The sequence below is a fragment of the Klebsiella sp. PCX genome (genome assembly GCF_021869705.1).
Classification (GTDB): domain Bacteria; phylum Pseudomonadota; class Gammaproteobacteria; order Enterobacterales; family Enterobacteriaceae; genus Klebsiella; species Klebsiella quasipneumoniae.
In genome coordinates this window covers 4,079,736-4,095,748 of sequence record NZ_CP091527.1, presented here as the reverse complement: position 1 = coordinate 4,095,748, position 16,013 = coordinate 4,079,736, and the positions used below count along the sequence as shown (strand labels likewise).

At 59.3% G+C, this 16,013-nt stretch carries 17 protein-coding genes; 15 read left to right on the top strand and 2 right to left on the bottom strand.

Annotation, left to right across the window (positions count from 1 at the left end):
- Positions 1–203: 203 nt before the first annotated feature.
- From cysJ to cysH, 3 genes are all read left to right on the top strand, one after another.
- The gene (cysJ, locus tag GQR96_RS19450; protein ID WP_004205584.1) at positions 204–2,003 is read left to right on the top strand and encodes an NADPH-dependent assimilatory sulfite reductase flavoprotein subunit; all 1,800 of its coding nucleotides are present in this window, start codon (positions 204–206) and stop codon (positions 2,001–2,003) included.
- Positions 2,003–3,715, top strand: a complete 1,713-nt coding sequence (cysI, locus tag GQR96_RS19445; RefSeq protein ID WP_004205585.1) for an assimilatory sulfite reductase (NADPH) hemoprotein subunit — start codon at positions 2,003–2,005, stop codon at positions 3,713–3,715. The genes cysJ and cysI overlap by 1 nt, the downstream gene beginning before the upstream one ends.
- A 98-nt stretch (positions 3,716–3,813) precedes the next feature.
- Positions 3,814–4,548 carry a phosphoadenosine phosphosulfate reductase gene (gene cysH, locus GQR96_RS19440; protein WP_004205586.1) on the top strand — a complete coding sequence of 245 codons (735 nt, stop codon included), beginning with the start codon at positions 3,814–3,816 and terminating at the stop codon, positions 4,546–4,548.
- Positions 4,549–4,615: 67 nt separating this feature from the next.
- Here the strand turns inward: cysH and GQR96_RS19435 are convergent, their stop codons facing one another.
- On the bottom strand, positions 4,616–5,662 hold the full coding sequence (locus tag GQR96_RS19435; protein WP_065905328.1) for an aminopeptidase: 1,047 nt from the start codon (positions 5,660–5,662) through the stop codon (positions 4,616–4,618).
- Positions 5,663–5,908: 246 nt separating this feature from the next.
- Here GQR96_RS19435 and cysG point away from each other — a divergent pair, with 246 nt between their 5' ends.
- From cysG to GQR96_RS19380, 11 genes are all read left to right on the top strand, one after another.
- Complete coding sequence (gene cysG, locus GQR96_RS19430) at positions 5,909–7,315, top strand: siroheme synthase CysG (RefSeq protein ID WP_074384248.1); 1,407 nt, start codon at positions 5,909–5,911, stop codon at positions 7,313–7,315.
- Positions 7,316–7,324: 9 nt separating this feature from the next.
- The gene (gene cysD, locus GQR96_RS19425; protein ID WP_002915160.1) at positions 7,325–8,233 is read left to right on the top strand and encodes a sulfate adenylyltransferase subunit CysD; all 909 of its coding nucleotides are present in this window, start codon (positions 7,325–7,327) and stop codon (positions 8,231–8,233) included.
- Between the two features lie 9 nt (positions 8,234–8,242).
- Entirely contained in the window at positions 8,243–9,670 is a 1,428-nt protein-coding gene (cysN, locus tag GQR96_RS19420; RefSeq protein WP_004205589.1) for a sulfate adenylyltransferase subunit CysN, read from the top strand.
- Positions 9,670–10,275, top strand: coding sequence for an adenylyl-sulfate kinase (gene cysC, locus GQR96_RS19415; protein ID WP_002915158.1), 606 nt, complete (start codon positions 9,670–9,672; stop codon positions 10,273–10,275). The genes cysN and cysC overlap by 1 nt, the downstream gene beginning before the upstream one ends.
- Before the next feature lie 50 nt (positions 10,276–10,325).
- Positions 10,326–10,652: a DUF3561 family protein gene (locus GQR96_RS19410; protein WP_004205590.1), complete on the top strand. Its 327-nt coding sequence runs from the start codon at positions 10,326–10,328 to the stop codon at positions 10,650–10,652.
- Between the two features lie 140 nt (positions 10,653–10,792).
- Positions 10,793–11,110 carry a cell division protein FtsB gene (gene ftsB, locus GQR96_RS19405; RefSeq protein WP_002915156.1) on the top strand — a complete coding sequence of 106 codons (318 nt, stop codon included), beginning with the start codon at positions 10,793–10,795 and terminating at the stop codon, positions 11,108–11,110.
- Between the two features lie 19 nt (positions 11,111–11,129).
- A complete protein-coding gene (gene ispD, locus GQR96_RS19400) occupies positions 11,130–11,840 on the top strand; it encodes a 2-C-methyl-D-erythritol 4-phosphate cytidylyltransferase (protein WP_017899180.1) in 711 nt (236 codons plus the stop codon).
- The gene (ispF, locus tag GQR96_RS19395) at positions 11,840–12,319 is read left to right on the top strand and encodes a 2-C-methyl-D-erythritol 2,4-cyclodiphosphate synthase (RefSeq protein ID WP_004181093.1); all 480 of its coding nucleotides are present in this window, start codon (positions 11,840–11,842) and stop codon (positions 12,317–12,319) included. The genes ispD and ispF overlap by 1 nt, the downstream gene beginning before the upstream one ends.
- On the top strand, positions 12,316–13,365 hold the full coding sequence (truD, locus tag GQR96_RS19390; RefSeq protein WP_004205599.1) for a tRNA pseudouridine(13) synthase TruD: 1,050 nt from the start codon (positions 12,316–12,318) through the stop codon (positions 13,363–13,365). The genes ispF and truD overlap by 4 nt, the downstream gene beginning before the upstream one ends.
- A complete protein-coding gene (gene surE, locus GQR96_RS19385; protein ID WP_004205600.1) occupies positions 13,346–14,107 on the top strand; it encodes a 5'/3'-nucleotidase SurE in 762 nt (253 codons plus the stop codon). The genes truD and surE overlap by 20 nt, the downstream gene beginning before the upstream one ends.
- Positions 14,101–14,727 (top strand): protein-L-isoaspartate(D-aspartate) O-methyltransferase, encoded by a 627-nt coding sequence (locus tag GQR96_RS19380; RefSeq protein WP_004205602.1) that lies wholly within the window; start codon positions 14,101–14,103, stop codon positions 14,725–14,727. The genes surE and GQR96_RS19380 overlap by 7 nt, the downstream gene beginning before the upstream one ends.
- Positions 14,728–14,830: 103 nt before the next feature.
- Here the strand turns inward: GQR96_RS19380 and GQR96_RS19375 are convergent, their stop codons facing one another.
- On the bottom strand, positions 14,831–14,962 hold the full coding sequence (locus tag GQR96_RS19375; RefSeq protein WP_224052236.1) for a peptidase: 132 nt from the start codon (positions 14,960–14,962) through the stop codon (positions 14,831–14,833).
- Here GQR96_RS19375 and nlpD point away from each other — a divergent pair.
- Positions 14,904–15,983, top strand: coding sequence for a murein hydrolase activator NlpD (gene nlpD, locus GQR96_RS19370; RefSeq protein ID WP_224052234.1), 1,080 nt, complete (start codon positions 14,904–14,906; stop codon positions 15,981–15,983). The genes GQR96_RS19375 and nlpD overlap by 59 nt on opposite strands.
- Positions 15,984–16,013 lie beyond the last annotated feature (30 nt).

Here is a 16,013-nt window from a genome sequence, read left to right as displayed (position 1 = left end):
TAAAGTTTCGATATTTCAGATGGTTATTTAATCGATTTTGTTGTTAATAACTACAACTAAAACCGGTTAGTCCATTTGGTTATTTATTATTTCCATCCCTTCTTTAATTGTTACTATGCCCGCCGTTAACCTTCTATTCTCTTCTGTTTTTGTCGCGCTGACAGGGTGCGAATAACAGCTTTGCTTACTGGAACAAACGACGCATGACGACACAGGCCCCACCTTCCAACTTGCTGCCGCTCAACCCGGAGCAACTGGCGCGCCTTCAGGCGGCCACCACTGACTTCACGCCCACTCAGCTCGCCTGGGTGTCTGGCTATTTCTGGGGCGTGCTGAATCAGCACTCTGGCGCAGCGGCAGCCGCTCCCGCCCCGGCCGCCGAGGTCCCGACGATCACGCTGATTTCCGCCTCGCAAACCGGCAACGCTCGCCGCGTCGCCGAAGCGCTGCGTGACGATCTGCTGGCGGCGAAGCTGAACGTGAAGCTGGTGAATGCAGGTGATTATAAATTCAAACAAATTGCTGCTGAAAAACTGCTGGTGGTCGTGACCTCCACCCAGGGGGAAGGTGAGCCGCCGGAAGAAGCGGTCGCATTGCATAAGTTTCTGTTCTCTAAAAAAGCGCCGAAGCTGGACGGAACCGCATTCGCCGTCTTTGGCCTCGGCGATACCTCTTATGAATTCTTCTGCCAGTCCGGCAAAGATTTCGACAGCAAGCTGGCCGAACTTGGCGCGGAACGCCTGCTCGATCGCGTCGACGCCGACGTTGAATATCAGGCTGCGGCCGCTGAATGGCGCGCGCGCGTCGTTGAGGTGCTGAAGGCCCGTGCGCCGGTCGCCGCGCCCGCTCAGCTGGCCGCCAGCGGCGCAGTGAACGACATTCATACCAGCCCATACACCAAAGAGGCTCCGCTGACGGCGACCCTGTCGGTCAACCAGAAAATCACCGGCCGCGATTCAGAAAAAGATGTACGCCATATCGAAATTGACCTCGGTGATTCCGGTCTGCGCTATCAGCCGGGCGACGCGCTGGGCGTCTGGTATCAAAACGATCCTCAGCTGGTGAAAGAGCTGGTGGAGCTGCTGTGGCTGAAAGGCGACGAGCCGGTAACCGTCGAGGGCAAAACCCTGCCGCTGGCGGAAGCCCTGCAGTGGCATTTTGAGCTGACGGTCAACACCGCCGCTATCGTTGAGAACTACGCCACCCTGACCCGCAGCGAATCGCTGCTGCCGCTGGTGGGCGATAAAGCTCAGCTGCAGCAGTATGCCGCCGCGACGCCGATCGTCGATATGGTCCGTTTCTCACCCGCGCAGCTGGACGCTGAGGCGTTAATCGGTCTGCTGCGCCCGCTGACGCCGCGTCTGTACTCCATTGCCTCCTCGCAGGCGGAAGTGGAGAGCGAAGTGCATGTCACCGTGGGCGTGGTGCGCTATGACATTGAAGGCCGCGCCCGGGCTGGCGGCGCCTCCAGCTTCCTCGCCGACCGCGTGGAAGAGGATGGCGAAGTCCGCGTCTTCATCGAGCACAATGACAACTTCCGTCTGCCGGCTAACCCGGAGACGCCGGTGATCATGATTGGCCCGGGCACCGGTATTGCGCCGTTCCGCGCCTTCATGCAGCAGCGCGCAGCGGACGGGGCGCCAGGTAAGAACTGGCTGTTCTTCGGCAACCCGCACTTCACTGAAGATTTCCTCTATCAGGTGGAGTGGCAGAGCTATGTAAAAGAGGGGCTGCTGACCCGTATCGATCTGGCCTGGTCCCGCGATCAACAACAAAAAATCTATGTGCAGGACAAACTGCGTGAGCAGGGGGCCGAGCTGTGGCGCTGGATCAATGATGGCGCCCACATTTATGTCTGCGGCGACGCCAATCGTATGGCGAAAGACGTGGAACAGACTTTACTGGAAGTGATTGCCGAATACGGCGCGATGGACGCCGAAGCGGCGGACGAATTTTTAAGTGAGCTGCGCGTTGAGCGCCGTTATCAGCGAGATGTCTACTAATGAGCGAAAAACATCCGGGGCCTTTAGTGGTCGAAGGTAAACTGACCGATGCCGAGCGTATGAAGCTCGAGAGCAACTACCTGCGCGGCACCATTGCGGAAGATTTAAACGACGGTCTGACCGGCGGTTTTAAAGGCGATAACTTCCTGCTGATCCGTTTCCACGGTATGTACCAGCAGGACGATCGCGATATCCGCGCGGAACGCGCCGCTCAGAAGCTGGAGCCGCGCCATGCAATGCTCCTGCGCTGCCGTCTGCCGGGCGGGGTGATCACCACCACCCAGTGGAAGGCGATCGATAAGTTTGCCGCCGAGAACACCATTTACGGCAGTATTCGCCTGACCAACCGGCAGACTTTCCAGTTCCACGGCATTTTGAAAAAGAACGTCAAGCCGGTGCATCAGATGCTGCACTCGGTGGGGCTGGACGCGCTGGCCACCGCCAACGATATGAACCGTAACGTGCTGTGCACCTCCAACCCGTACGAGTCGCAGCTGCACGCCGAGGCCTACGAGTGGGCGAAAAAGATCTCCGAGCATCTGCTGCCGCGCACCCGCGCCTATGCCGAAATCTGGCTGGATCAGAAAAAGGTCGCCACCACTGACGAAGAACCGATCCTCGGTCAGACCTATCTGCCGCGTAAGTTTAAAACCACGGTGGTGATCCCGCCGCAGAACGATATCGATCTGCACGCCAACGACATGAACTTCGTAGCGATCGCCGAAAACGGCAAGCTGGTGGGCTTTAACCTGTTGGTGGGCGGCGGTCTGTCTATCGAACACGGTAACAAAAAAACCTACGCCCGCACGGCGAGCGAATTCGGTTATCTGCCGCTGGAGCATACTCTGGCGGTGGCGGAAGCGGTCGTGACCACCCAGCGCGACTGGGGTAACCGTACCGACCGTAAGAATGCGAAAACCAAGTACACCCTTGAGCGCGTTGGCGTCGAAACCTTCAAGGCGGAAGTGGAGCGCCGGGCAGGTATTAAGTTTGAGCCGATCCGCCCGTACGAATTCACCGGCCGCGGCGACCGCATCGGCTGGGTGAAGGGGATTGATGATAAATGGCACCTGACGCTGTTTATTGAAAACGGCCGCATTCTGGATTATCCGGGGCGCCCGCTGAAAACCGGTCTGCTGGAGATTGCTAAGATCCATCAAGGCGAATTCCGCATCACCGCCAACCAGAACCTGATCGTCGCCAGCGTACCGGAAGATCAGAAGGCGCGGATCGAGAAGCTGGCGCGGGATCATGGCCTGATGAATGCCGTCACCCCGCAGCGCGAAAACTCGATGGCCTGCGTCTCCTTCCCGACCTGCCCGCTGGCGATGGCGGAAGCCGAGCGTTTCCTGCCGTCGTTTATCGACAAGGTGGAAGGGGTGATGAGCAAGCACGGCGTGAGCGATGAGCATATCGTCACCCGCGTCACCGGCTGCCCGAACGGCTGCGGTCGCGCGATGCTCGCGGAAGTGGGGCTGGTGGGGAAAGCGCCAGGTCGCTATAACCTGCACATCGGCGGTAACCGCAGCGGCACCCGCATCCCGCGGATGTACCGGGAGAACATTACCGAGTCGGAAATTCTCGACTCGCTAGACCAACTGGTAGGGCGCTGGGCGAAAGAGCGCGAAGCGGGTGAAGGCTTCGGCGACTTTACGGTGCGTGCGGGCATCATTCGCCCGGTGCTCGATCCAGCCCGCGATTTCTGGGAGTAACATCCTGGTGCCCGGTGGCGCGTAGCGATCCGGGCCTGTAAAACCCGTAGGCCGGGCAAACGCAGTGCCGCCCGGCAAAACAGGCAAACGAGGTTCTTATGTCCGTACTCGATCTAAACGCGCTTAATGCATTGCCGAAAGTGGAACGCATTCTGGCACTCGCGGAAACCAACGCCCAGCTGGAAAAGCTCGACGCCGAAGGGCGTGTGGCCTGGGCGCTGGAAAACCTGCCGGGAGACTATGTGCTGTCGTCAAGCTTTGGCATTCAGGCGGCGGTGAGTTTGCACCTGGTGAACCAGATCCGCCCGGACATTCCGGTGATCCTTACCGATACCGGTTACCTGTTCCCGGAAACCTACCAGTTTATTGATGAGCTGACGGACAAACTCAAGCTGAACCTGAAGGTCTACCGCGCGGCTGAAAGCGCGGCCTGGCAGGAGGCGCGCTACGGCAAGCTGTGGGAGCAGGGCGTTGAGGGCATTGAGAAATACAATGAGATCAACAAGGTTGAACCGATGAACCGGGCGCTGAAAGAGCTCAACGCGCAGACGTGGTTTGCCGGTCTGCGCCGCGAGCAGTCGGGCAGCCGGGCTACGCTTCCGGTGCTGGCGGTCCAGCGCGGGGTGTTCAAGGTGTTGCCGATTATCGACTGGGATAACCGGACGGTGTATCAGTACCTGCAAAAGCACGGGCTGAAATACCATCCGCTGTGGGATCAGGGCTATCTGTCGGTAGGCGATACCCACACCACCCGCAAATGGGAGCCGGGCATGGCAGAAGAAGAGACCCGGTTCTTCGGGCTTAAACGCGAGTGCGGATTGCACGAGGGTTAATAGCGCCTCCTGAGGGAAAGGTGTGCAAGAGAACACGCGGGTGATGCCGCGTGTTCATTTGCAGCCGTCAGCTTTTCTTCTCCACCTTCGCCAGCTCTTTCACCAGCGGCAGCATCACTTTCACGACATCGCGCCCGCGATGCTCGATCCGTCCCGGCAGCGCGTGGTCGATATACTGCTGATTATCCAGCTGCACGTCATGCCAGCTGATGCCCTGCGGGAAGCTGCGCGATTTGCTCCGCTGCTGATAGCCATCTTTCTTGCCTAATGACCAGTTGGTCGCTTCCACCGACAGCACCGGGATCCCCGCGTTGTCGAAGACGCTGGCGTCATTACAGCAGCTGGTGCCTTTCGGGTAAGCCGGATTGAGTCCCGGATTAGTATAGGCGGCGATGCCTTTGCTGCGGGCGATAGCCAGCGCGCGATCGCGGGTCAGCTTGCGCACCGAGGCCGGCGTGCGGCGGCCGCTGTTGAAGTAAAGCTTATCGCCCACCACCAGGTTATCGAGATTGATCACCAGCAGGGTATTTTTCTTTTCCGCTTCGCTCATCCGCTGCAGCAGGTTTTGCGCGCCGAGACGACCTTCCTCTTCGCCGCTGGTGGCGATAAAGCGAATGCCATAGCGGGTGGGGACGTTCTTTAAATGCTCCGCCAGCTCCAGCATCACCCCGAGCCCCATCGCGTTGTCGTCAATTCCCTGCAGCGTCAGGCCGCCGAGGTTGTTTTCGACGTCTTTATCGCTCTGCGGCGCGTAGGTATCGAGGTGCGCCATGATGATGATTTGCTGGCGAGACTGGCCTTCATGGGCGGCGATCACCGTACTGCCGGTGACGTTATGCCAGTTTTTACGCTGGTTGCTGTCGGTATAGATGTAGCGGGTATTGAAGCTCCGCACGTCGCTCTGATAGCCCATCCGGGCGAACTGCTGACGCAGATAGTCAGCTGAGAGCATTTCCGGGGGCGTTCCGGTCATACGTCCCGGGAAGACGGTGGCGATATGGCGAGCCTGACTACTGGCGGTGTCGCCCAGCGCACAGAAGGCGGGGGCGGCGGCGAAAACAAAACCGGTGCCGAGCGCCAGCGGAAGCAGACGGCGGCACAACGCGGAAAACATAAGGGGTCCTTACACGAACGAGACAATTTGACGCGTACAGTATGAAACTGTGACCGCGGTTAAACAATTTCAATTGCTCTTAAATAGCGGAAAAATAGCGTGTTAAGCACTTTTTGATATTTGGATTTCCATCGCGTTATTCCTTTGCGTCACAACTCATTCCATTTCGTAATTTCATTTGCTCTAAGGCGCACCCTATAGTCGCAGTATCGCTGATTGTAAGAGAGTTGTTACCCCGTGGATTACTTGCCCCTTTTTGCCGAACTGAAACAAAGGCCCGTACTGGTGATCGGCGGCGGTGAGATTGCCGAGCGCAAGATCAAGTTCCTGCTGCGAGCCCAGGCGCAGGTGCAGGTGGTCGCCGGGACGTTGTCTCCGGCGCTGGCCGATCTGGCGGCGCGCCAGGCGCTTAGCTGGCGGGCGACGGAATTTAGCGACGCTCTGGTGGACGATGTCTTTCTGGTGATTGCCGCCACGGAGGACGAGGCGCTTAACCAGCGGGTGTTTGCGGCGGCTAACGCGCGCTACCGACTGGTCAACGTAGTGGATAACCAGGCGCTGTGCTCGTTTGTTTTCCCTTCTATCGTCGACCGTTCGCCGCTGCTGGTGGCGATCTCCTCCAGCGGGAAAGCGCCGGTGCTGTCGCGCATTCTGCGCGAAAAAATCGAAGCGCTGCTGCCGACGAACCTCGGGCGTCTGGCGGAATCGGCGAGCTACTGGCGCAACCATCTGAAAACCCGTCTGACGACCACCGAAGCGCGTCGCCGCTTTTGGGAGCGGGTCTTTACCGGTCGCTTCGCCAGCCTGATGGTGGCGGGCAACGCTGCGGAGGCGGAAAAGGCGCTGCAGGATGAGCTGGATAAGCCCGAACGCGAAACGGGTGAAATTATTCTGGTAGGGGCCGGACCGGGCGATGCCGGGCTGCTGACCCTGCGTGGCTTGCAGGCGATCCAGCAGGCGGACGTGGTTTTCCACGATCATCTGGTGACCCAGCCGGTTCTCGAGCTGGTGCGCCGCGATGCCGAGCTGGTTTGCGTCGGCAAACGCGCCGGCGAGCACTCGGTGCCGCAGCATGAAACCAATCAGCTGCTGGTGGAGGCGGCGAAGGCGGGGAAAACCGTCGTGCGCCTGAAGGGCGGCGATCCGTTTATTTTTGGCCGCGGCGCTGAAGAGCTGCAGGCCGCCGCCGCTGCGGGCATCCCGTTCCAGGTGGTGCCAGGCGTCACTGCCGCCGCCGGCGCGACGGCCTACGCCGGTATTCCTCTGACCCATCGCGATTATGCGCAAAGCGCCGTCTTTGTCACCGGCCACTATAAGCCGGACAGCGCCCCCTTCGACTGGTCGCTGCTGGCGAAGAGCCAACAAACGCTGGCGATCTACATGGGCACCATGAAGGCGGCGGAAATCAGCGCCCAGCTGATCGCCCACGGTCGCGACAGCGACACGCCGGTGGCGGTGATTTCCCGTGGCACCCGTGACGATCAGCAGACGATAACCGGCACATTGCAACAACTCGAACACCTGGCGAAAGACGCCCCGATGCCCGCCCTGCTGGTGGTCGGCGAAGTGGTGCAGCTGCATCAGCAGCTCGCCTGGTTTCAACATACATCATCCGCCGAGGGGTTTAACTCTTCGGTGGTCAATCTGGCTTAAGGAACGGTTATGGACCAAAAACGACTCACTCACCTGCGGCAACTGGAGGCGGAAAGCATCCATATTATTCGTGAGGTGGCCGCCGAATTTTCTAACCCGGTGATGATGTACTCCATCGGGAAAGATTCCAGCGTAATGCTGCATCTGGCGCGCAAAGCGTTTTATCCGGGAACCCTGCCGTTCCCGCTGCTGCACGTCGATACCGGCTGGAAATTCCGTGAGATGTATGAGTTCCGCGACCGTACCGCCAAAGCCTATGGCTGCGAGCTGCTGGTGCATAAAAACCCGGAAGGGGTGGCGATGGGCATTAACCCGTTCGTCCACGGCAGCGCCAAGCATACCGATATCATGAAAACCGAAGGGCTGAAGCAGGCGCTGAACAAATACGGCTTTGACGCCGCATTCGGCGGCGCGCGCCGTGATGAGGAGAAATCCCGCGCCAAAGAGCGCATCTACTCCTTCCGCGACCGCTTCCACCGCTGGGACCCGAAAAACCAGCGTCCGGAGCTGTGGCACAACTACAACGGCCAGATTAACAAAGGCGAAAGCATCCGCGTCTTCCCGCTCTCCAACTGGACCGAGCTGGATATCTGGCAGTACATCTATCTGGAAAACATCGAAATCGTGCCGCTGTATCTGGCCGCTGAGCGCCCGGTGCTGGAGCGCGACGGCATGCTGATGATGATCGATGACGACCGTATCGATCTGCAGCCGGGCGAAGTGATTGAAAAGCGGATGGTGCGTTTCCGTACCCTCGGCTGCTGGCCGCTGACCGGCGCAGTGGAGTCTGAAGCGCAAACGCTGCCGGAAATTATTGAAGAGATGCTGGTATCCACCACCAGCGAACGTCAGGGGCGCGTCATTGACCGCGACCAGGCCGGCTCGATGGAGCTGAAGAAACGTCAGGGGTATTTCTAAGGAGCCGCCATGAACACGACCATTGCCCAACAAATTGCTAATGAAGGCGGCGTAGAAGCTTATCTGCACGCGCAACAGCACAAGAGCCTGCTGCGTTTTCTGACCTGCGGCAGCGTCGATGACGGTAAAAGCACCCTGATTGGCCGTCTGCTGCACGATACCCGCCAGATCTATGAAGATCAGCTCTCTTCGCTGCATAACGACAGCAAGCGCCACGGCACCCAGGGCGAAAAACTGGACCTGGCGCTGCTGGTGGATGGCCTGCAGGCCGAGCGCGAGCAGGGCATCACCATCGACGTGGCCTATCGCTATTTCTCCACCGAGAAGCGCAAATTTATCATCGCTGACACCCCGGGGCACGAGCAGTACACCCGCAATATGGCCACCGGCGCGTCCACCTGCGATCTGGCGATCCTGCTGATCGACGCGCGCAAAGGCGTGCTGGATCAGACCCGCCGTCACAGCTTTATCTCCACCCTGCTGGGCATTAAACACCTGGTGGTGGCGGTCAACAAAATGGATCTCGTCGAGTTTAGCGAAGCGCGCTTCAACGAGATCCGTGAAGCTTACCTGACCTTTGCCGAGCAGCTGCCGGGCAACCTCGATATCCGCTTTGTACCGCTGTCGGCGCTGGAGGGCGATAACGTCGCCAGTCAGAGCGCGAACATGCCGTGGTACAGCGGCCCGACCCTGCTGGAAGTCCTCGAAACCGTGGAGATCCAACGGGTAGTAGAGAGCCAGCCGCTGCGCTTCCCGGTGCAGTATGTTAACCGTCCGAACCTCGATTTCCGCGGCTTCTCCGGTACGGTCGCCTCCGGCACCGTGCAGGTCGGCCAGCGCCTGAAGGTGCTGCCGTCGGGCGTCGAATCGAGCGTAGCGCGGATCGTCACCTTCGACGGCGATCTGCAGGAAGCCGCCGCCGGGGAAGCCATTACCATTGTGCTGAAAGATGAAATCGACATCAGCCGCGGCGACCTGCTGGTTGACGCGCAAGCCACGCTGCCGGCGGTGCAAAGCGCCAGCATCGACGTAGTATGGATGGCCGAGCAGGCGTTGACCCCGGGGCAGAGCTACGACATCAAAATCGCCGGTAAGAAGACCCGCGCCCGCGTGGACGCTATCCGTTACCAGGTGGATATTAACAACCTGACCCAGCGTGAAGTCGAGTCTCTGCCGCTGAACGGCATCGGGCTGGTGGAGCTGACCTTTGACGAACCTTTAGTGCTGGATCCGTATCAGCAAAACCCGGTGACCGGCGGGCTTATCTTTATCGATCGTCTGACCAACGTCACCGTCGGCGCCGGGATGGTCAACGAGCCGCACCTGCAGGCGTCGACGTCGGCATCGCAGTACAGCGCTTTCGAGCTGGAACTGAACCAGCTGATCCGCAAACACTTCCCGCACTGGGACGCCCGCGACCTGCTGGGAGGCAAATAATGGCCCAGCATGACGAAAACGTCGTCTGGCATGCCCACCCTGTGACCCAGCAGCAGCGGGAACAGCATCACGGCCATCGCGGCGTGGTGCTGTGGTTTACCGGCCTTTCGGGGTCGGGTAAATCCACCGTTGCCGGGGCGCTGGAGGAAGCCTTGCATGAGCGCGGCGTCAGCACCTATCTGCTGGACGGCGATAACGTGCGTCATGGCCTGTGCAGCGACCTGGGATTCAGCGATGAGGATCGCAAAGAGAACATTCGCCGCGTCGGTGAAGTGGCCAGGCTGATGGTCGATGCCGGGCTGGTTGTATTGACGGCATTTATATCTCCGCACCGCGCGGAGCGACAGATGGTGCGCGAGCGCCTGGGGGAGGGACGCTTTATCGAAGTGTTCGTCGATACCCCGCTGGCCATTTGCGAGGCGCGGGATCCGAAAGGATTGTATAAGAAGGCGCGGGCAGGGGAATTACGCAATTTTACCGGCATAGACTCGGTCTATGAGGCACCGGAAAAGGCGGAAATTCATCTGGATGGTGAACAATTGGTAACAAATTTGGTGCACCAACTATTAGACCTGCTGCAACAGAGCGATATTATCAGATCCTGAAACGGCAGCGGCATCGAGGGGTGCCGGTTGCCCGGTCTACAGGATTCGATATGCGCAATACCCAGAACCTCAGTATTATTCGTTCAGAACCGCCTCCGGCGACCGGCGACGAGACCACCTGGTCTTTGTCGGGCGCTGCCGTGGGCTTTATTTCATGGCTGCTGGCGCTGGGTATTCCCTTCCTTCTCTATGGCAGTAATACACTTTTCTTCCTCCTCTACACCTGGCCATTCTTCCTTGCGTTGATGCCAGTGGCGGTGGTGGTCGGTATTGCGCTGCACTCTCTGCTCAATGGCAAACTGCTCTATAGCGCCAGCGCGACCATCCTGACCGTCGGGCTGATGTTTGCGCTACTCTTCCTCTGGCTGTTGGGATAACCCGTTTCTGGTATGAATCAAGCATGGGTATCAGCGGCAAAAATATGGTACAGTCCCCGCGTTACGCGGCATCGTCCGCGCGCCCCGGTAGCGTACCCGGGCGAGTTTTGGGATGATGATGCCGTTTTTCAGGGGGCAGGATGGGTAAACTAACGCTGCTATTATTAGCTTTGCTGGTCTGGCTACAGTATTCGCTGTGGTTCGGTAAAAACGGCCTGCATGACTACACGCGGGTTAACGACGACGTCACCGCCCAGCAGGCGACTAACGCCAAATTAAAAGCACGCAACGATCAGCTGTTTGCCGAAATTGACGACCTCAACGGCGGTCAGGAAGCGATCGAGGAGCGTGCGCGCAATGAACTCAGCATGACCCGCCCGGGCGAAACCTTCTATCGTCTGGTACCGGATGCGTCTAAACGCAACCAGGCATCGGGGCAACAGCAGAACAATCGATAACCAGGCCCAGGATTACGACATGGCAGCCACTTTTCCGGGCATTTGCGCCGTGGTGCCGGCAGCCGGTTTTGGCCGCCGCATGCAAACGGAATGCCCGAAACAATATCTCTCAATCGGTAACAAAACGATTCTCGAACACGCGGTCGCCGCGCTGCTGGCGGATCCGCGCGTCCAGCGCGTGGTGATTGCCGTCAGCCCCGGCGATCGGCGCTTCAGCCAGCTGCCGCTGGCCCAGCACCCGCAAATTACCGTCGTGGATGGCGGCGCCGAGCGCGCCGATTCGGTACTCGCCGGCCTGCAGGCGTTACCGGAAGCGCAATGGGTGCTGGTGCATGACGCCGCGCGCCCCTGCCTGCATCAGGATGACCTCAGCCGCCTGCTGGCACTCTGTGAAACCAGCCGCGTCGGCGGGATCCTCGCGGCCCCGGTGCGCGACACCATGAAGCGCGCCGAGCCGGGCAAAACCGCCGTCGCCCATACCGTCGATCGTAATGACCTGTGGCACGCGCTCACCCCGCAATTTTTCCCTCGCGAGCTGCTGGTGGATTGCCTCACCCGGGCGCTGAACGAGGGGGCCACCATCACCGATGAAGCCTCGGCGCTGGAGTATTGCGGCTTCCATCCGCAGCTGGTCGCCGGACGCGCTGATAATATTAAAGTGACGCGCCCGGAAGATCTGGCGCTGGCGGAATTTTACCTCACCCGTTCCCGACACCAGGAGAAAGCTTAATGCGAATTGGACATGGTTTTGACGTACACGCTTTTGGCGGTGAAGGCCCAATCATCATTGGCGGGGTACGCATTCCTTATGAAAAAGGGCTGCTGGCCCACTCCGACGGCGACGTCGCGCTGCATGCGCTGACCGACGCGCTGCTGGGCGCTGCGGCGCTCGGCGATATTGGCAAGCTGTTCCCGGATACCGATCCGGCGTTTAAAGGCGCCGACAGCCGCGAACTGCTGCGCGAAGCGTGGCGCCGCATTCAGGCCAAAGGCTATACGCTCGGCAACGTCGACGTCACCATTATCGCCCAGGCACCGAAAATGCTGCCGCATATCCCGCAAATGCGTGTCTTTATCGCTGAAGATCTCGGCTGCCATATGGACGACGTCAACGTGAAAGCGACCACCACCGAGAAGCTGGGCTTCACCGGCCGCGGGGAAGGGATCGCCTGCGAAGCGGTCGCGCTGCTGCGTAAGGCCGACAAATGATCGCCTTTGACCAACTGACCTGGCTGCACGGCAAGCCGCAGAGCAGCGGGCTGCTGAAAGCCAATCCGGAAGATTTTCTGGTAGTGGAAGACCTGGGCTTTGCCCCGGACGGCGAAGGCGAGCACGTGCTGGTGCGGATCCTTAAAAACGGCTGCAATACGCGCTTTGTCGCCGACGCGCTGGCGAAATTCCTCAAAATCCATGCCCGTGAAGTGAGCTTCGCCGGGCAAAAAGATAAGCACGCCGTCACCGAGCAGTGGCTGTGCGCTCGGGTGCCTGGCAAAGAGATGCCGGATCTGAGCAAATTTCAGCTTGAGGGCTGCCAGGTACTGGAATATGCCCGCCATAAGCGTAAGCTGCGATTAGGCGCGCTGAAGGGCAACCAGTTTACCCTGATCCTGCGCGAGATTAGCGATCGCCAGGAAGTGGAGACGCGTCTGCAGGCCATCGCTGAACGGGGCGTGCCGAACTATTTCGGCGCTCAGCGCTTCGGCATTGGCGGCAGTAACCTGCAGGGCGCGCTGCGCTGGGCGGAGAGCGGTGCGCCGGTGCGCGATCGCAATAAGCGCAGTTTTTGGTTGTCGGCGGCCCGCAGCGCGTTGTTTAATCAGCAAGTCAGTATTAGATTAAAAAAAACGGAATTTAATCAGGTTGTTGATGGCGATGCGCTACAATTAGCGGGGCGTGGGAGCTGGTTTGTCGTCACACCGGAAGAACTCGAGGTTTCGCAGGCGCGGGTGCACAACCGCGAACTGATGATCACGGCTGCGCTACCGGGCAGCGGCGACTGGGGAAGCCAGCGCGACGCCCTGGCCGCCGAGCAGGCCGCCATCGCCGAGGAAACCTCGCTGCAGACACTGTTGGTGCGGGAGAAAGTCGAGGCGGCGCGCCGGGCGATGCTCCTCTATCCGCAGCAGTTGAGCTGGAACTGGTGGGATGATGTAACCGTTGAACTGCGTTTCTGGCTGCCGGCGGGCAGCTTCGCCACCAGCGTGGTCAGGGAGCTTATCAATACAACGGGTGACTATGCGAATATTGCTGAGTAACGATGACGGGATCCATGCGCCGGGGATACAGACCCTGGCGAAGGCCTTAAGGGAGTTTGCCGAGGTCCAGGTGGTTGCACCCGATCGTAACCGCAGCGGGGCTTCGAATTCGCTGACGCTGGAATCGTCATTGCGCACCTTTACCTATGAAAATGGCGATATCGCCGTCCAGATGGGGACGCCGACGGACTGCGTCTACCTTGGCGTGAACGCGCTGATGCGCCCGCGCCCGGACATCGTCGTTTCCGGCATCAACGCCGGACCCAACCTGGGCGATGACGTCATTTACTCCGGCACCGTGGCGGCGGCGATGGAAGGCCGCCATCTGGGGTTCCCCGCGCTGGCCGTGTCGCTCAATGGCTATCAACACTACGACACCGCCGCGGCGGTGACCTGTACTCTCCTGCGCGGACTCAGCCGTGAACCGCTGCGCACCGGGCGGATCCTCAACGTCAATGTCCCGGACCTGCCCCTTGACCAGATCAAAGGCATCCGCGTGACCCGCTGCGGCAACCGCCATCCTGCCGATCAGGTGATCCCGCAAAAGGATCCGCGCGGCAATACCCTGTACTGGATAGGCCCGCCGGGCGATAAGCGCGACGCCGGGCCGGGCACCGATTTTGCGGCAGTGGATGAAGGCTATGTTTCCGTTACGCCATTGCACGTCGATTTAACCGCCCATCAGGCGCATGAGGTGGTCACCGATTGGCTGGAACGTGTCGGGGTTGACAGGCAATGGTAAGTAAACGTGTTGAAAGTTTGTTGAATCAACTGCGCACGCAGGGCATCGTCGATGAACGTGTCCTCGAGGCGATCGCGCGCGTCCCGCGCGAAAAGTTTGTTGATGAAGCCTTTGAACATAAAGCGTGGGAAAACACCGCGCTGCCGATTGGCCAGGGGCAAACCATCTCCCAGCCGTACATGGTGGCGCGGATGACCGAGCTGCTGACGTTGACGCCGGAGTCGCGGGTGCTGGAGATCGGCACCGGTTCCGGTTACCAGACGGCCATCCTGGCGCATCTGGTGCATCACGTTTGCTCGGTAGAGCGAATTAAGAGTTTACAGTGGCAGGCGCGTCGTCGCCTGAAACAACTTGATTTACATAATGTTTCAACCCGTCATGGCGATGGGTGGCAAGGTTGGCAGGCGCGGGCGCCGTTTGATGCCATTATTGTGACGGCGGCGCCGCCGGAAATACCGACCGCGCTGCTGGCGCAGCTGGATGACGACGGCGTGCTGGTACTGCCGGTTGGCGAGGAGCATCAGTTTCTCAAACGGATCCGTCGCCGGGGCAACGAATTTATCATTGATACCGTCGAGGCCGTTCGCTTTGTTCCCCTGGTGAAAGGGGAGCTGGCCTGAGACCCGGATTATTCCAGGTTTTTTTTGCCTGACTTTAGGCGTAGGGTGGACACATTTTTCAGTGTCCTGGCCGGGCGTCGCCCGGTAAGCAAGATATTGGCAGTTAACATATTCCTGGGGGATAAATGAGCGCGGGAAGCACCAAATTTACCGTCAGCCGTATTGCGGCTCTTTCACTGGTTTCACTCTGGCTGGCCGGATGTACCAATACCAATAATCCGCCTGCGCCGGTCAGCTCTGCCGGCGGTGCCGCCTCTTCCAGCACCAACTCCGGCATGTTGATTACGCCGCCATCCTCCGGCGTCAAGTCTGCTCCTCAGGCGCAGCCGATCCAGCCGGTGCAGACCCAGACCATTCAGCCGCAGCCAATGGCGCAGGAGCCGGTGCAGACGGTGAATGGCAAGATCGTTTATAACCGCAAATATGGCGATATTCCGAAAGGTAGCTATACCGGCGGCAGTACCTATACGGTCAAACGCGGCGACACGCTGTTCTATATCGCCTGGGTCACCGGCAACGATTTCCGTGACCTGGCGCAACGCAACAATGTCCCGGCCCCGTACGCCCTGAACGTCGGCCAGGTGCTGCAGGTCGGCAACGCTTCAGGCCAGCCGATCACCGGTGAAAATGCCGTTTCTCAGGCCAGCGCAAGGGCGAGCGGCGGTGCGACGGCCACCACAACTTCTGCACAAAAATCGACCGCGGTGGTTGCTTCACAACCGACTATTACGTATTCTGAATCCTCAGGTGAACAAAGTGCTACCAAGATGTTGCCTAATAATAAACCAGCGACCACGACCTCGACGGTCGTCGCGCCGGTGACGGCACCAACAACGGTGAGCACAACCCAGCCGACTGCAAGCAGTACGTCAACCAGTTCGCCGATCTCATCATGGCGCTGGCCGACTGATGGCAAAGTTATCGAGAACTTTAGTGGCGCGGAAGGCGGCAATAAAGGTATCGACATTGCAGGCAGTAAGGGACAGGCTATTGTCGCGACCGCCGATGGGCGCGTCGTCTATGCCGGTAACGCACTGCGCGGCTACGGTAATCTTATTATCATCAAACACAACGATGATTACCTGAGTGCCTACGCTCATAACGATACCATGCTGGTTCGGGAGCAACAGGAAGTCAAAGCGGGGCAAAAAATCGCTACCATGGGTAGCACCGGAACCAGCTCAACAAGATTACATTTTGAAATTCGTTACAAGGGGAAATCCGTCAACCCGCTGCAGTACTTACCGCAGCGATAATTTGGCAAAGTACGGATAAGCGAAGCATTA

Bases quoted from the DNA above. Each gene is read 5' to 3' on its own strand.
- cysC (WP_002915158.1), top strand. From the start codon at position 9,670: ATGGCCCAGCATGACGAAAACGTCGTCTGGCATGCCCACCCTGTGACC.
- surE (WP_004205600.1), top strand. From the start codon at position 13,346: ATGCGAATATTGCTGAGTAACGATGACGGGATCCATGCGCCGGGGATA.
- ispD (WP_017899180.1), top strand. From the start codon at position 11,130: ATGGCAGCCACTTTTCCGGGCATTTGCGCCGTGGTGCCGGCAGCCGGT.
- GQR96_RS19435 (WP_065905328.1), bottom strand. From the start codon at position 5,662: ATGTTTTCCGCGTTGTGCCGCCGTCTGCTTCCGCTGGCGCTCGGCACC.
- cysI (WP_004205585.1), top strand. From the start codon at position 2,003: ATGAGCGAAAAACATCCGGGGCCTTTAGTGGTCGAAGGTAAACTGACC.
- GQR96_RS19380 (WP_004205602.1), top strand. From the start codon at position 14,101: ATGGTAAGTAAACGTGTTGAAAGTTTGTTGAATCAACTGCGCACGCAG.
- truD (WP_004205599.1), top strand. From the start codon at position 12,316: ATGATCGCCTTTGACCAACTGACCTGGCTGCACGGCAAGCCGCAGAGC.
- cysH (WP_004205586.1), top strand. From the start codon at position 3,814: ATGTCCGTACTCGATCTAAACGCGCTTAATGCATTGCCGAAAGTGGAA.
- cysJ (WP_004205584.1), top strand. From the start codon at position 204: ATGACGACACAGGCCCCACCTTCCAACTTGCTGCCGCTCAACCCGGAG.
- cysN (WP_004205589.1), top strand. From the start codon at position 8,243: ATGAACACGACCATTGCCCAACAAATTGCTAATGAAGGCGGCGTAGAA.
- cysD (WP_002915160.1), top strand. From the start codon at position 7,325: ATGGACCAAAAACGACTCACTCACCTGCGGCAACTGGAGGCGGAAAGC.
- ftsB (WP_002915156.1), top strand. From the start codon at position 10,793: ATGGGTAAACTAACGCTGCTATTATTAGCTTTGCTGGTCTGGCTACAG.
- ispF (WP_004181093.1), top strand. From the start codon at position 11,840: ATGCGAATTGGACATGGTTTTGACGTACACGCTTTTGGCGGTGAAGGC.
- GQR96_RS19410 (WP_004205590.1), top strand. From the start codon at position 10,326: ATGCGCAATACCCAGAACCTCAGTATTATTCGTTCAGAACCGCCTCCG.